Origin of the sequence: Dankookia rubra, assembly GCF_004355005.1 — a bacterium.
GTDB lineage: Bacteria > Pseudomonadota > Alphaproteobacteria > Acetobacterales > Acetobacteraceae > Paracraurococcus > Paracraurococcus ruber_A.
This window is the reverse complement of record NZ_SMSJ01000107.1, coordinates 1-15,448: the sequence shown is the minus strand read 5'-3', so window position 1 is coordinate 15,448 and position 15,448 is coordinate 1. Positions and strand designations below refer to the sequence as shown.

The 15,448-nt window shown below is 68.2% G+C and carries 11 protein-coding genes and 1 pseudogene; 5 read left to right on the top strand and 7 right to left on the bottom strand.

Annotated elements, in window-relative coordinates:
• A partial coding sequence (locus E2C06_RS31660; protein WP_133292565.1) for an LLM class flavin-dependent oxidoreductase occupies window positions 1-382 on the top strand: 382 nt, incomplete at its 5' end.
• 306 nt (window positions 383-688) lie between these two features.
• On the opposite strand, the gene E2C06_RS31655 is transcribed toward E2C06_RS31660, so the two are convergent.
• Window positions 689-1,651 carry a Bug family tripartite tricarboxylate transporter substrate binding protein gene (locus E2C06_RS31655; protein WP_165982788.1) on the bottom strand — a complete coding sequence of 321 codons (963 nt, stop codon included), beginning with the start codon at window positions 1,649-1,651 and terminating at the stop codon, window positions 689-691.
• Window positions 1,652-1,674: 23 nt separating this feature from the next.
• Window positions 1,675-3,018, bottom strand: coding sequence for an LLM class flavin-dependent oxidoreductase (locus E2C06_RS31650; RefSeq protein WP_133292563.1), 1,344 nt, complete (start codon window positions 3,016-3,018; stop codon window positions 1,675-1,677).
• Between the two features lie 354 nt (window positions 3,019-3,372).
• Here E2C06_RS31650 and E2C06_RS31645 point away from each other — a divergent pair, with 354 nt between their 5' ends.
• Window positions 3,373-4,959: an ABC transporter substrate-binding protein gene (locus E2C06_RS31645; protein WP_133292562.1), complete on the top strand. Its 1,587-nt coding sequence runs from the start codon at window positions 3,373-3,375 to the stop codon at window positions 4,957-4,959.
• A gap of 352 nt (window positions 4,960-5,311) precedes the next feature.
• On the opposite strand, the gene E2C06_RS31640 is transcribed toward E2C06_RS31645, so the two are convergent.
• Both E2C06_RS31640 and E2C06_RS31635 read right to left on the bottom strand, forming a co-directional pair.
• The gene (locus E2C06_RS31640; RefSeq protein WP_133292561.1) at window positions 5,312-6,277 is read right to left on the bottom strand and encodes an amidohydrolase family protein; all 966 of its coding nucleotides are present in this window, start codon (window positions 6,275-6,277) and stop codon (window positions 5,312-5,314) included.
• Window positions 6,274-7,242: a Bug family tripartite tricarboxylate transporter substrate binding protein gene (locus E2C06_RS31635; RefSeq protein WP_165982787.1), complete on the bottom strand. Its 969-nt coding sequence runs from the start codon at window positions 7,240-7,242 to the stop codon at window positions 6,274-6,276. The genes E2C06_RS31640 and E2C06_RS31635 overlap by 4 nt, the downstream gene beginning before the upstream one ends.
• A gap of 390 nt (window positions 7,243-7,632) precedes the next feature.
• Here E2C06_RS31635 and E2C06_RS31630 point away from each other — a divergent pair, with 390 nt between their 5' ends.
• Window positions 7,633-8,454, top strand: coding sequence for an isocitrate lyase/PEP mutase family protein (locus E2C06_RS31630; RefSeq protein WP_133292559.1), 822 nt, complete (start codon window positions 7,633-7,635; stop codon window positions 8,452-8,454).
• Window positions 8,455-8,465: 11 nt separating this feature from the next.
• On the opposite strand, the gene E2C06_RS31625 is transcribed toward E2C06_RS31630, so the two are convergent.
• Window positions 8,466-9,428: a Bug family tripartite tricarboxylate transporter substrate binding protein gene (locus E2C06_RS31625; protein WP_165982786.1), complete on the bottom strand. Its 963-nt coding sequence runs from the start codon at window positions 9,426-9,428 to the stop codon at window positions 8,466-8,468.
• Between the two features lie 122 nt (window positions 9,429-9,550).
• Window positions 9,551-10,342 (bottom strand): Bug family tripartite tricarboxylate transporter substrate binding protein, encoded by a 792-nt coding sequence (locus E2C06_RS31620; RefSeq protein WP_133292557.1) that lies wholly within the window; start codon window positions 10,340-10,342, stop codon window positions 9,551-9,553.
• A gap of 425 nt (window positions 10,343-10,767) precedes the next feature.
• Between E2C06_RS31620 and E2C06_RS31615 the strand changes: the two genes are divergently transcribed.
• On the top strand, window positions 10,768-13,116 hold the full coding sequence (locus E2C06_RS31615; RefSeq protein WP_133292556.1) for a type IA DNA topoisomerase: 2,349 nt from the start codon (window positions 10,768-10,770) through the stop codon (window positions 13,114-13,116).
• A gap of 677 nt (window positions 13,117-13,793) precedes the next feature.
• Here E2C06_RS31615 and E2C06_RS31610 read toward each other — a convergent pair.
• The gene (locus E2C06_RS31610) at window positions 13,794-14,198 is read right to left on the bottom strand and encodes a DinB/UmuC family translesion DNA polymerase (protein ID WP_206664779.1); all 405 of its coding nucleotides are present in this window, start codon (window positions 14,196-14,198) and stop codon (window positions 13,794-13,796) included.
• A 228-nt stretch (window positions 14,199-14,426) separates the two neighbouring features.
• On the opposite strand from E2C06_RS31610, the pseudogene E2C06_RS31605 reads away from it, so the two are divergent.
• Window positions 14,427-15,382 (top strand): annotated as a pseudogene (locus E2C06_RS31605) (IS701 family transposase); the annotation flags it as partial.
• Window positions 15,383-15,448 lie beyond the last annotated feature (66 nt).

The window sequence follows — 15,448 nt, the reverse complement described above, 5'->3', positions numbered from 1 at the left end:
GGCCGGCGCTTCGGAGCGCGGCCGCGATTTCGCCGCGCGCTGGGCCGAGGCGATCTTCGCCGCGCAGAACAGACAAGCGGCCATGACCGAGTTCTACGGCGACGTGAAGGGCCGTATGGCGACGCGCGGCCGGGCGCCCGGGAAATGCCTCATCCTGCAGGGCCTGACCGTCGTGCTCGGGGAGACCGAGGCAATCGCGCGGGAGAAGGCCGACCACCTCGATCCCCTGATCGATCCCGAATTGGCTCTCGCCGCAAGCTCCAGCGGATTGGCCGTCGACCTTACCAGGGTCGGGCAGGAGGGTGTGGCCGAGGCGCGAGGCAACCAGGGCATGGATGGGATGCAGCAGCGATCGAGCAGCAGATGCGGGATGAGGGCCTGACCTTCGACCAGGCAGTCCGCCGCGGCAGCCGCTTCACGCTGGTCGGAACGCCGACCATGGTTGCCGACCGGATGCAGGCCCTGTTCGAGGCGAGGGCCTGCGATGGTTTCGTGGTCGCGCCGACCGTCCTACCCGGCATCTTCGAGGAGATCGCCGTCACCCTGGTGCCGGAGTTGCAGCGGCGTGGCGTGTTCCGCCGAGACTACACCGGCCGCACGCTCCGCGAGAACCTGCTCGGCACCCCTGGGTCACGCCGTCTGGCCCCTGCGCAATGCGGGGTGCCGGTCGCTCCCCGCCGCGCCGCAACTATTCGCGTTCGATGCCGGCCAGCCGCACGACCTCGGCCCAGCGCGCGCGCTCGGCCGCCAGCAGGAGGTCCATCTCCTCCGGCGGCCCGCCGACCGGCTCGGCCCCCCAGCTCGCCAGGCGGTCGCGGATGTCGCGGCGCAGCAGCAGGCGGTCGATCTTGGTGGCGATGCTGCGGCGGATCTCCATCGGCGTGCCAGCCGGCGCGGCATAGCCCAGCCAAGCCGCGGCCTCGTAGCCGGGAATGCCAGCTTCCTGCATGGTCGGCACATCTGGCAGCAGAGCGAAGCGGCGGGTGCCGCCCACCGCCAGCGGTCGCAGCGTGCCCGCGCGGAAATCCTCAAGAAAGGAGGGCGCCTGTTCGATGACGACCTGGATGCGCCCCGCCAGCAATTCGGTGCGTGCCGGCGCGCCGCCGCGATACTGCACCATCTCCATGTCGAATCCGCCGGCCAGCGTGCGGAACATCTCGACCGTCAGCCGCGACGCCATGCCCGATGTGGCGAAGTTCACGTTGCCCCGCCGGCTGCGGGCGAGGGCCAGGAACTCCTGCACCGTGGCAACGCCAAGCGAGGCCGGCACCACCATCCCGTAGGGGATCGTCGCCACCATTGAGACGCCGACGAGGTCGCGTTCCGGGCTATACGGCAGCGCCTTGTAGACGGAAGGGTTCACCGCCATCGGGCCGGGGCTGCCGGCCAGCAGCGTGTAACCATCAGGCGAGGCCTTCGCTACCGTGTCGGCGCCGAGGATGCCGAAGGCCCCGGCGCGGTTCTCGACAGCGACCGGCTGACCGAGCGGGGCGGCCAGATTATCGGCGATCAATCGCGCGATCAGGTCGGTGGCGCCGCCCGGCGCAAATGGAACGACGACGCGCAGCGGGCGCAGGGGCCAGGCTTGCGCCCGGGCCTCGACTGCAATCCGGCCCGATGCGGCGGCGGCGGCGGCGGCGGCAGCGAGCAAGGCGGCTCGGCGCGACGGCGCGATCACTCCGCCACCGACGGGGAAAAGCGGTTCTCCGGCCGCGCCAGGCCGAGATTCTCCCGCAGCGTGCGGCCCTCGTAGTCCAGCCTGAACAGGCCGCGGCGCTGCAACTCCGGCACGACCAAGTGGATGAAGCGTTCGAGACCGGTTGGCACGACGGGTGCTGCGATCATGAAGCCGTCGCAGGCCTGGGTGGTGAACCATTCCTCCATCACATCAGCCACTTGCATGGCGCTGCCCTTAAACAGGTTGCCCGCCATCTGCGGCAGGATGCGCTTGTAGGTCTGCCGCACCGTGAGCTTCTCGGCCACAGCCATTGCGATGATTGCGCGGCCGATGCCAGTGGGTCCGACATGCTCCTCGGCGAAGGCCGGCATCTGCCCATCCAGCGGATAGTCAGCCATCCGCGCGCCGACCATCTTTGAGAGATAGTCGAGCCCGACCGCCGGCGAGACCAAGTCTTCCAGCTCCTGGAACAACGCGTCGGCCTCGGCCGCGGTCTCGCCGACGAAGATGGTCACGCCGCTCAGCACCTTCAGGCTGTCCGCGGTGCGGCCGTACCGCGGCAGGCGCGACTTCAGGTCGGCGTAGAGCCGGCGGGCATTGTCGATCGTGCCCTCGATGGCGAAGACGCAGTCGGCTGTCGCGGCAGACAGCTCCTTGCCAATCTCCGATTGCCCGGCCGAGAAGATCACAGGGTGGCCTTGTGGCGGCCGCGGTGCGTTCAGGGGCCCGGCCACCTGGAAATGCCGGCCTTGATGGTTCAGCGCATGCGCGCGCGACGGGTCGAGGAAACGGCCGCTCGCCTTATCCTGCGGGAAGGCGTCGTCGGCCCAGCTGTCCCACAGGCCCTTTACCACTTGGGCGAATTCAGCAGCGCGCTCATAACGTTCGTCGCGCGGGACATGCGCCTCGTGCGAGAAGTTGAGCGCGTCGCCCGGATTGGAGGTGGTGACCAGGTTCCAGCCGGCGCGGCCTTTGCTCAGATGGTCGAGCGAGGCGAAGCGGCGCGCCACCGCGAAGGGCTCGTCATAGGTCGTCGTCGTGGTGGCGACGAGGCCGATATGCTCGGTCACCATCGCCAGCGCCGAGAGTAGCGTCACCGGCTCGAAGACCCCTGGCCGGTCCGATGGGCTCGTGGCGGCGAAGAGGTCCAGCTTGTCAAGATTGCGCACACCATTGCCGTCGGCAAGGAAGAGCAGGTCGAATTTGCCGGCTTCGGCGATGCGGGCCAGCCGCACGGCATTCCCGAGGTTGCATGCCGGCCGCTCCCAGGCATCGGGGTGGCGCCATTCGCCGACGTGGGATCCCTGGGCATTGGCATTGGCGGCGAGGATCATCGGCATACCGGCGGCTCTCCCAGGCGTGTCAGCCCATGGTCGCGCGACGGCAGATCGGGTGGCAACCATGGAAGTGTCGGTTCCTGCAACTGCCTGAGCAGCAGCGACGACCACTTTCCGTCACCCTGTGCAAAGTGCAGACCTGCCGCCGCTGGTCGAAGCTGAACGAGTAGCTCGCGGAGGAGTAGCATTTCAGGCGCAGCATGAGGACCGGAGGCAAAGGTCTGGGTGGATGCTGGCCGTTGCCAACGTCCCGGGTTCATGGTCGGCTCGCCACAGCTTACGCAGTCGCCAGCACGTCGTACCATAGGCACCAAGGCCGCTTGCGCCGCTCATCATCGCCCGTGAGGCCCAGCCCGCATGCAACGCCGCAGTTTCCTCCGAGCCGGCCTGACTGCCTCGATCGCCGCTCCCGCCATTGCTCAAGGCCAAGGCGCGAAGGTGCTCAAATTCGTACCGCAGGCCGATTTGGCCGTGCTCGATCCGGTCTACGCGACGGCCTACGTGACCCGCAACCACGCCTTCCTAGTCTACGACACGCTCTATGGGCTGGACGAGAGTTACCAGCCGCAGCCGCAGATGGTGGCGGGCCATGTCGTCGAGGACGACGGCAAGCTATGGACGCTGACCCTGCGCGACGAACTGATGTTCCATGATGGAAGCAAGGTCCTCGCGCGCGACGCGGTGGCCAGCATCCGCCGTTGGGCGGCGCGCGACGCGTTCGGTGCATCGCTGCTGGCCGCCACGGACGAGTTGTCCGCGCCGGACGACCGGCAGATCCGCTTCCGGCTCAGCAAGCCGTTTCCCGCGTTGCCCCTGGCGCTTGGCCGCGGCAGCAACACGATGCTGCCGGTCATGCCGGAGCGGCTGGCCCGCACGCCCGGTTCGCAGCAGGTCACGGACATGGTCGGGAGCGGGCCCTACCGCTTCGTCGCTGATGAGCGGGTGGCCGGCTCCCGTGCCGTGTATCGGCGCAATGACGCCTACGTGCCGCGCGGCAATGGGGTGGCCAGCTTCACTGCCGGACCAAAGGTCGCAATTATTGACCGCATCGAGTGGCACATCATCCCCGATGCGGCCACCGCCGCCGCCGCCCTGCAGGCCGGGGAGGTGGACTGGTGCGAACAGCCGACCTCGGACCTGCTGCCGGTCCTGAAGCGCAATCGCGCGATCATCACTGAGATTATCGATCGGGCGGGCAATATCGGCTTCCTCCGCCTGAACAGCCTCCATCCGCCGTTCGACCGCCCGGCCGTCAAGGCGGCACTGCTCGGCGCGGTCGACCAAGCCGATTTCATGCAAGCCGTGGTCGGCACCGATCCTGGCATGTGGAAGCAACCTGCAGGCGTATTCACCCCAGGTACCCCCTTGGCCACTTCCGCCGGGCTGGAGGTGTTCACCCGGCCGCGCGATTATGACCAGGTGAAGCGCGACCTGGCATCGGCCGGCTATCGCGGCGAGAAGGTGACCTTCATCGCCGCCACCGATTTCCCGGCGGTGAAGGCACTCTGTGAAGTCAGCGCCGACATGCTGCGCAAAGCGGGCATCAACCTGGATTACCAGGCGCTGGACTGGGGCACCGTGACCACCCGGCGCAATAACCAGGAAACGCCCGACAAGGGCGGCTGGAACGCGCACTGCACCTACACCGCCGGCTATGATCTTTTGAATCCTGGGTCAAACCCGTCGCTGAACGCCGTCGGCCGCGGCGGCTTCGTCGGATGGCCGACCAATCCCAAGCTGGCATCGCTGCGGTCGGCTTGGTTCGACGCGACGGACCTTGCAGGCCAGCAGCGCATCTGCGTTGAGATCCAGGGCGAGTTCCTGCGCGATCCGCCCTATATTCCGCTCGGCCAGTTCTTCCAGGCCACAGCGTACCGCAGCACTGTCAGCAACATCCCGCGCGGCGCCTTCTCACTTTTTTGGGGCATTCGGAAAACCGCATAATCCAGGGCGCGATCATGGTGTGCGTCCCTTCGGTTTTTGCAAGCACCAGCCGTACGGACGACCTCGCTTGCGCTTGGTCGTTGCTAACTTCACTTCGGAGCTGCCGGTGGACGCATTCCATGCGGCTGCTTCAGCCCAGCAACACCGATCGTGACGGCTTGCAAGGCCAATGTCGCTGGGATGAGCGGTCGGCCGCGTCACGACGGCCAGCAATGGGCGCGCCAATGCGATCGTGCTTCTCCGTGAGGCGTTCGTCGGCGGACGATATACGAGCCGGCCAAGGCGTCACCTGCGCCACCCACCAACGGCCGTTGGCGTCGGAAGCGCAGGCGGGCCTCGTAAGGCGTCTGGCTTACGCTGCTGGCGTCCTTTCCGTCGCCGGCGCAATGCAAGCCCGGTCCAATCGATAAACTCGTACCGCATTGTCGTGGAACAGCGCCGCTCGCTGCGCCCACGACAGGTGAGAAACCGCCGCGGCAAAGCCGGAAAAGATCGTGGCCATGTCGCCGCAAAGGCCATCCACCGGGAAGTTGGAGGCGAAGAGGCAGCGGTCCCAGCCGAAGATGTCGATCGTGTCGCGGATGATCTTGACATTGTCCTCGGCCCGCCACGATTGCCCACGCAAGCCGAGGCCGGAGATCTTGACGCTGACCTGGGACGCCGCCGCCAGTCGCCGCATGGCTGCCTGCCAGCCGGCAAGGCCGGCGGGGCTCCGGTCAGCCGGCAGGCCCGTGTGGTTCAGCACCAGGGGCGTGTCGGGGTTGGCGACGATGAGGTCAAGGGCCTCGTCCAGGTGCCACCAGGGCGTCTGCAGCTCGAAATGCAGGCCGTGCGCGGCTAGCTGCGCATAGCCGGCGCGCCAGCGTGGATCGCCCATGGATCCGGGCGCGCCGCGCACCACATCGGCCGGGTTCGCAGCGGCGCGCGGCTTGTGGCGCACGCCCTTCACCAGCGGCAGCCGCGCCAGCCCTTCCAGCACCTGGCGGAGATCGGCGCGATCCAGCCAGGCTTGCGCCACATGCGCTGCGGGCCGTCCGGTGCGGACAGCCAGGGCCGTGATCCAGCGCGCCTCGCCGAGCGGGTCTACGGGGTCCCACTCGCCTTCCATGGTCACGCTGGCGACGATCGGCAGCCCGGCCGCTGCGGCGTCGTATTCGGCCGGCAGGAAATCCCGCCCACGCAGCGCCGAATAGTCGCCATACCGGAAGGGGATCATCGGCAGGTCGCGCAGCCAGGGATGCGGGTTCCGGCCGAGATCCCAAAGATGGTGGTGGGCGTCGATGATTGGCAGGTCGAACGCCGCGGCCGCGCCGGTCATCCGCGCGCCAGCCCAAGGTCCCGCAGCAAGGCCGCCGAGGTCTCGCCGAAGCCGGCGGCGAAGCTGGCGAAGGCTTCGGGCCCGTCCCAGACCGGCACGATCCCGCGCGCCCGCATCGGTTCCTGCACATCGGCCCGGGCATGGGCCCGCATGCCGGCAGCCAGCAGCGCCGTCCGCACCGGCGCCGGGATGCCGCGCGGCGCGACCAGGGCGAACCAGTTGGCGTAGCTCCAGCCGAGGCCCGCTTCACGCAGGGTCGGCACCTCCGGCATGGTGGACAGCCGCTCCTCGCCCATGACGGCGAGCACCCGCACGCGCCCGGCACCCGCCAGGGGCTGGGCTTCGACCGGCGATCCGGTGAAGACCCCGATGCCGCCCGCGATCAGGTCCTGCAGGGCAGGCGCGCCGCCGTTGCTCGGGATCCAGCGGATCCGGTCCGCCTCGAGGCCGAGCGCCCGGCACATGCCGGCAGCCGCCAGGTGCCAGGACCCGCCGATGCCGACGCCTGACCCGGTGATTTGGCCGCGGCGTCCTTCCCGCAGGGCCGCGGCGAAGGCCGCGAAATCGCGCCACGGGCCCTGCGTCTGCACGGTTACCCCTGCCGGGATGGTCGCCAGCCGCGACATCAGGTCGAGGTTCCCCGGCCCGAAGTCGGAAACCCCGAGGGTCTTGAAGTTCACGAATTCCGAGGTGCCGGTACCGATTGTGTAGCCGTCCGGCGCCGCATTGGCGATCGCGGAATGGCCGGTGACGCCGTTGCCGCCCGTGCGGTTCACCACGTTCACCGGCTGGCCCAGCTCCTGCTCCAGCCCGATGGCGAAGATCCGGGTGACGGTGTCCGCCCCGCCGCCGGCTGCCCAGGGAACGACGAGCGAGACCGGTCGCGTGGGCCAAGCCTGCGCGCGGGCCGATGCTGGCGCGGCGAGGAGGCCAGCCATGCCCAGCAGGCGACGACGCTGCACCATGATCCCTTCCTCCCTCGGCCCACAGAGGCGTCGCTGAACGGGGCGCGACCCTGCCTGCCGTTCAGGATGCGCCAGTCGCGCCCGCAGGACAATTCTGCAAGCCGCCATCGGCCGGCCAAGAACGGGGGGTCCAGCCTGCGGTGATGGCATCCTGGGATCCCCGCCAATCCAGCGCGCTCCGCTGGCTTCCGAATGAAGCTCCGCCATGTTCCCCGACATCACCCTCGGCACGACAGGACGCCGGTAGTGATGGCCTGCGGCCACCAAGGCGGTCGGGTACACACCCCGGAGCATGTTCCGCGACAACAGCCGCCGGCGCCCGCGGACCGTCGTGGACCGCTGGACGGCGCGGGGCGTAGCATCGTCCTTACACGGAGGGGAGATCGGACTATGCCGGCGAGTCAGGCCGAGAAGGCGGAGCGCTTCCGCGAACTGCACCATCGCGCAGGCGCCTTCGTGATGCCGAACCCCTGGGACGCCGGCTCGGCCCGCGTGCTCGCGGGGCTCGGCTTCGAAGCGCTGGCGACCTCCTCCGGTGCCTGCGCCGGCATGCTCGGCCGACGTGACGGAGCGGTCACGCGAGAGGAAGCGTTCGCCCACGCACGGGCCATCGTCAAAGCGACCGACCTGCCGGTCTCGGCCGACCTCGAGCGCTGCTTCGCGGACGAGCCCGCGGGCGTGGCGGAGACGATCGGCTTGGCCGCGGGCATCGGCCTGGCCGGCGCCTCGGTGGAAGATGCAACGGGCAGCCCTGAACGGCCGCTCTACAGCCTGGAGGAGGCCGGAGCCCGCGTGCGGGCGGCAGCGGCGGCAGCACGCGGTTCTGGCATCCCCTTCGTGCTGACCGCACGGGCGGAGAACTTCATACGCGGAAATCCGGACCTCGGCGATACCATCGCTCGCCTGCGCGCCTACGAGGCAGCCGGGGCGGAGGTGCTAATGGCCCCTGGGCTGCCTGACCTGGAGGCGGTGCGCGCCGTGTGCGCCGCAGTGTCGCGCCCCTTCAACTTCATGGCCGGGATAAAAGGGAAATCCTTTCCGGTTGAGGCGCTTGCGGCGGCTGGGGTGAAGCGGGTCAGCCTGGCCACCTCGCTGTACCGCGCCGCGATGACCGGCTTGGTGGAAGCGGCGCGCGAGGTGAAGGAACGGGGCAGCTTCGGCTACATCGAGACGTCGCTGCCTACACCCGAGCTCAACCGCTTCATGCAGTGACCCGTGTCCGCTCACCCGGCGCGCAAATCGACGGCGTGGATCACGTTAAGCCAGAGCGCGCGGTCCGCGGCGAGGCGCCGCGTGATCGCTGCGCGATCCTCGAAGCGGGGCGTCAGCCCGCCCTCGGCCATGCGACGGAGGAGCGACGGGTCCGTCATGGCCCGAGCTACGGCCGCTTCCAGGCGGTCCACCAATTCGGGCGCCATCGCCTTCTGGCCGCAGAGCGCGAACCAGCCAACTACGTTGAAGCCCGGGATCAGCCGCGACAGCGGCGGCACGTCCGGAAATAGCGGGAAGGGCTCCTCGTCCGAGATCGCCAGCAGCCGCAGCGCGCCGTCCTGCACCTGGCGCGTCACGTCGGCCATGTTGGTGATCATGAAGTCGGCGCGGCCGCCCAGAATGTCGACGATGGCGGGGCTCGCGCCGCGATAGGGAACGTGCACCATATCCACGCCGGTCTTCTGCTTCAGCAGTTCCCCCTGCAGATGCTGGGCAGAGCCGACGCCGGCCGAGGCGAAGCTCACCTGTCCCGGCCGCGCACGGGCGGCCGCCAGCACGTCCTGAACGCTGCGATAGGGGCCGTTCGCGGCGACGACGAAGCCATAGGATGAGAGCGCGACATTGGCGATCGGCAGCAGCTCCGCGCCCGGGTCGATGGGCAGGTTTGCGCCGACGAGCTGCGGCGTGATGGACATGGTGCTCATCGGACAGACGAAGGTGGTCGATCCATCCGGGATGCTCCGCGCCGTCTCTTGCGCGGCGACGATCCCGTTCACCCCGGTCCGGTTCTCCACCACGACGCGAACACCGAGAATCGGGCTCAGCGCCTCCGCCAGGAGGCGCGTTGCGAAGTCCGAGGAGCCGCCGGCGGAGGCACCGCTCAGGATCCGCACGGTGCGTTCCTGCGCTGCGGATGGGCATGACATGACCACCAGCAGCAGCAGCGCGATCCAAGCGAAGCGGCATCGTGTCATGGCTTGGTCCTCCTTGACCCGCTTGGACAGTCTCACACCGCTGACGCGCCAGCGTTCCGGCGAAGGCGAACCCGCCGACGGTTGGCCCACGCCGGCCTTTGCCTGGCCGAGCGGGTCGCCTGTCATTGCAGCCGTCCGCCGGCCGCGCGCACTACCGGAGTCCAGCGTGCGACCTCGCTGCGCAGGTGTTCGGCAAATCGGTCGGATGTGCCGCCGATCGGATCGGACGCCTGCTGCTGACGCACCGTCTCGCGCAGCTCCGGCATGCCAAGGACGGCGTTGAAGACGGCGTTGGCGTCGGCCACTACCTGTCGGGGCATGCTGGCGGGACCGAGCAGCCCGTACCAGAGGGTGGCGGTCAGGCCGGGCAAGGCCTCGGAGAGCAATGGCACGTCGGGCAACTCGGCCAAGGGTGCCGCCGTGGTGACCGCGATCGTTCGCAGCGCGCCTGATTGCACAAATGCCTGGGCGCTGGAGTAGGAGGCGACCGTCATGTCGACCTCGCCCTTGACGAGAGCGGCCATGATGTCGCCGCCGCTGCGATAGATGACATGCAGCATCTGGGCACCGCCGCCCGCGCGGCGCTGCAGAAGCTCCATGGTCAGGTGGCCCATATGACCGACGCCGACGCTGGCATAGCTGAGGCTCCCGGGCCGCTTTTGCGCCTGGTCCAGGACCGCGGCCACGTCCCGTGCCGGCAGGCCGGGACGCGCCACAAGCACCATCGGCAGGTCCACAAGCCAAATTACCGGGGTGAATGACCGCCGCGGGTCGTAGGGCAGGTCCCGGTACAGTTCATGCGCCAGCGCCCCCGCGCCCTGTTCGGCCATGAGGAGGGTCAAACCGTCTGGCCGGGACTGCGCGACATAGGCTGCGCCGATCGTGCCGCCAGCACCGCCGCGGTTCTCGACGATGAGCTATTGGCCGCGCGACTGGGCTGGAAAATGCCGTGCCATGATCCGGGCCAGGATGTCGGGCGCGCCGCCGGGACCAAAGGGCACGACAGCCCTGACCGTCCGATCCGGCCAGCCGAGGGTCTGGGACACGGAGGACCGTGCGGCAGCCATCCCGAGGCCAGCTGCCATAGCGAGGTGTCCAAGGTGGCGGCGCGACCGAATGGCGATGCTTCCCCCGAAGCCAGCTTCATTGGCCGGCCCGACAGCATGGGACGGAGACGAGCATGGCGGCAAGGGCGAGCGCGGCGACTGCGCCCGGAGGAGCGCCTACGCGCCCGACGATGCGCCGCAAGCGCGTTCGTGCTTGGGCCGAGTGCTGTCGCACACTGCATACCCCTGGCGTGCAGTCTCTGGAACATTTAAGGAACTTTCGGGGCCATGTCATGACCGACCAGATCGTCATCACGGAGAAGACCAGCCAGGCGAAGGACGTCAGGGCCGCTGTCGGTGGCCGCTATGGAGCGATCCTGCCGGCCGAGGGCCATTTGTTCGACCTCGTCGGGCCCGAGGAGGTCTCGCCGGACTGGAAACGCTGGACGCCGGTCCTGCTACGGCCGGAGGGCCTCTACGGCACCAAGCCGGCAACCGGCGGCAACAAGGCCCCCAAGCTGAAGGCGATCCGCGATGCGCTGCGCCGGGCGAAGCGGGTCTGGCTCGCCACCGATTGCGACCGAGAGGGGCAGCTGATTGGCCAGGAGATCCTGGAGCACTACGGCTACCGCGGCACGGTGATGCGGGTGATCTTCACCGCTCAGGACCCGCAGACCATCCGCCAGGCCTTCGCCCAGGTCAGGCCGAATGTCGAATATGCCCGGCTCTATGCCGCCGCGGTGGCGCGGCGGCAGGCCGACCAGATCTACAACCTGTCGCTGACCCGCACCGCCACCGTGACCTTGGCCGGCAGGGCGCGGACCGTCATCGGCGTCGGACGCGTAAAGACCCCAACGCTGGCCATCGTCTGCAAACGCGAGCTGGAAATCCGCAATTTCGTCCCGCTGACCTATTTCGAGATAGTAGCGACTGCCAAGGCCGAAGCTGGGCAGCTCCGGATGCGGCATGCGCCCAAGGAACGGATTCTCAGGCGCGAGGATGCCGAGGCGATCGCCGCGGCCGCCGAGGGCTTCGCTGGGCCGCTTGCCGTGCGGGTCGAGGATAAGCGGCAGGGGCCGCCCCGGCTGCACGATCTACCATCCTTGCAGAAGTTGTGCGGCTCGCGCTTCGGCTGGTCGGCGGCGCGAACACTCGAGGTGGCGCAGGAGCTCTATGATGGCCAGGGCAAGAAGGTCATCACTTACCCCCGCGCCGAAACCCGCTACCTGCCCGAGAGCCTGATCCCGGACGCGCCGCGGATCGTCGCCGGACTGCGGGTCGGGCGGGCCTTCAGCGAGATCCCGGTGCCCGTGCCGCCGGTCATCCGCCGTGGCGCTGACGGCCATTTCCACGACAAGGGCCTGGCCGGGGCCAGCCACCATGCCATCATCCCCAACGTCAACACGGTGGACACGCTGCGCGAGGTCTGGCCACGCCTGTCGGGCGACGAGCGGCGGTTGTTCGACGTCGTCGCCCGGTCCTGCCTGGCGGCGACGATGCCGGACTTCCGCTACCGGCAGACCACCGTCATGCTGAATGTCCGCGGCCACCTGTTCCGCGCTGCGGGGCGGCAGCCGATCGAGCTCGGCTGGCGCGCCGCCTTCCCGGACTGGCAGCCGGCCGAGGAGAAGGGCGAGGAGGCGCAACGGCTGCCCGCCCTCCGACATGGCGAGACTGCCACGCTGCGCGACGCCATGGTCGAGGACAAGGAAACCCGACCGCCGCCGCGCTACAACGAGGGCACGCTGATCGAGGCGATGCAGAATGCCTGGCGCTTCGTCGCCGATGAGGCGCTGCAAGAGCGGCTGATGGAGGCCAAGGGCATCGGCACGCCGGCGACCCGGGCCGAGATCATCCGCGGGCTCAAGACGCAGGAATTCCTCGTCGCCGACGGCAAGAACATAGTCCCCACCGAGCGTGGCCTGGCGCTGTTCGCCATGCTGGAGCGAGCTGATCCGGCGCTGGTCGACCCCGGCGTGACCGCACAGATGGAGCGCCTGCTCGACGAGGTGCTGGTTGGGCAGCAGGAGATGATTGGGGCGATCGACGCCGTCTGTGCCCAGGCCAGCCGTATCATCGACCGGCTGCAGGCAAGCCCGCTTGTCGACAACGCCGCCCTGCTGGGCGGGGTGACGAAGGAGCGCGGTGCCGACCGGCCACCGACGCCGGCCATGAAGCGCTTCGTCGATAGCCTCGCCCGCCAAAAGGGACTCCAGCCGTCACGGGGCTACACGACATCCAGTGCCGCTTGCCGCGCCTTCCTTGATCAACATGCGCCCGGCAAGGGGGCAATCAAGGCCAGCGCCGGATTCAGTGCCGAGCATCAGGTGCTGGCACCGCCAGTAAAGGCGAAGCGGCCCAGAGCCAAGCGTAGCACGACCGACACCTTATCGCCGAGGTTCGTGGCGCAGCAGGGTAAGCCGAATCGAAAGAGCCGTCGTGGGACAGCGCGCGCAACGCCTGTCGGGGAGCCTGCCGAAGGTGCCGGAATGCCAAGAACCTCGGTCGATGAGACAGTGCTGCGGATTCCCTTCGGTAACAAGAAGGCGGCGCTGCAGCTGGGCGCACGCTATCGCGCCGGCAATTGGTATGCACCACCCGGCACAGATTTGGGCGGCTTCAGGGAACGCGGGTGGCTTTGACGCCGGCGTTTAGGGTGCGAGCGAGCGCGGCACGGATGCCCCGTGAACACTGGCTTCCCGCCCAAGGTTATAGAAGCAGGAACGGGCTCACCAAGGTCCTGGCGCCGACCCGTACCTCTGAGGAAATTCAAGCTGCGGCAATCGCGTATGCGGCCGGGATTTTCATAGGCCGGGGTGGGCGTACGGGTCGGCGTGACCAATGCCACGATTGGGCAGTATGACCGGGTGAAGACGAGGTCGCCCTGCCTGAGGCACTCCGTGCCATGCTCAGCGCCGAGCACCTCCCGCGCGGTAACGCTTCACTTCAGATCAGTCGGGATTTTGCCTCCGTGGCGAAGCAGCTCATCGTGGTGAGTGGACGCATATCAGACCGACAAGACTGCCCGGCGGCCGCGGCTCCCGTGGGATGACAACGATTTGCTGATTGAAGGCGCAGATCTTGCGGATGACCGGCGCCGCCGCGTCTGCGGGAAGACTCGTGACAGTGGCGATGTCGCCGTTCCTGCAGCCAGACCGCTGCAGATCGGCTGCGACTGCCTCAGGTGTATTGATCCTTGGGGAGATGGCACAAGCAGCGATGGCAGGATTGATCGCTGCCGTCGCAAGTGCCAGGATAACCAGCGCAACAGATGTGATGCGCATTGTCGTATCCAGAGCCAATAGAGGGTTCTCCCTCGTCAATTCTGCGGCGGTGCCGCCGACCGCTGTAGCATGAGCCGGAACTGTGTATCCGCTTCTGCCAGCTTGTCATTTAGAGCGGAGAGCGTGACGCCGAGGAGCCGGATACCTCTTGGCACCGGAAACAGTGGCTTGAGCAGCGTGAGGCTCACCTGCTCCAGTTCGGCACGACTGGACACCGGCTCAGCGCCCGTCCGGCTTTGCGTGACCTGGCTGAAATCGGCATACTTGACCTTGAGCGTCACCGTATGGCTGCGGATATCAGCATCCTCGCAGTACCGCCAGACCTTCCCGATGATCGGCTGCAGGGCCGCACTCGCGGCGTCCAAGGTAGAGTGATTGGAAGGGAAGGTGTTCTCCGCGACGACGGACTTGCGAATCCGATTCACCCGAACCAGGTGCATCGTCGATGCTGCGGGCGATCCGGTGGTAGTAGGCGCCGGCCTTGCCGAAGTGCCGCTGCAGAATGGCCATGCTTTGCGCCCGCAGGTCGAGGCCATTGTGGATCCCGAGCTGGTTCATCCGAGCCGAGGTGGCCGGGCCAATGGCGTGACATTTTCCGATCGGAAGAATGTCGACGAAGCTCGGCCCCATTCTCGGCGTGATGGCGAACAGTCCGTCAGGCCTGCGATCTTCGGAGGCCGGATGCGGTGCTGGTGATGGATGAAGCCGGCTTTCTGAAGCAGGGCAAGGCGTCCTGCGGCGTCGGGCGGCAGTACACCGGCTCGGCGGGCAAGATCACCAACTGCCGGGTCGGGGTCTTCGCGGCCTACGCCTCGCGGCAGGGGCACGCCTTCCTCGGCCGCGCCCTCTACCTGCCCAAGAGCTGGACCGACGTCCCGGCCCGGCTGGCGGCGGCGCATGTGCCGCCCGAGGTGAGCTTCGCCACCAAGCCACGGCTGGCCAGGCGCATGGTCGAGCGTGCCATCGCGGCTGGGGTGCCGTTCGCCTGGGTGGCGGCGGACAGCGTCTACGGGGTGGGCGAGATCGAGATGGCGCTGCGCCGGGTAGGCAAGGGTTACGTGCTCGGGGTCAACGCCACGCAGCCCTTCAACTCCTGGATCGGTAAGCCCGTGGTCACCGGGACCGCCGAGCAGATCGCGCAAGGTCTCGAGCCCACGGCCTGGCGACGCCTGTCTACGGGCGAGGGCACCAAGGGGCCACACCTCCATGACTGGGCCTATCTCGAACTGGCCGACCTGAATGCGGGCGAGTACCGCGACGGCGCGATGGGCACCTGGACGCGCGGCCTGCTGATCCGCCGCAGCCTCACCGACAGCGGATGCGCCTATTTCACCACCTGGTGCCCCACCGGGACCACAATCGAGACGCTGGCCTCTGTCGAGGGGCAGCGCTGGATCATCGAGGACGCCTTCGAGACGGCGAAGAATGAACTCGGCCTCGACCACAACGAGACCCGGTCCTGGCACGGCTGGCATCGCCATGTCTCGTGGTCATGCTGGCCTTAGCCATGCTGGCGACGATCCGCCACAAGGCGAACGCGCCGCAGCCCGAGAAAGCCCTGAACAGAGTAGCTGCGCAGCGTGAGAGCGTCGGAGAGAAAATCCCTCAGGGAGCGGCTGGGTAATCTGGCCGCGGCGGCGTGAAATAGGAGCGCTGCCGAGCCTTTCGTCACGACGGCTGACGGAAGGCC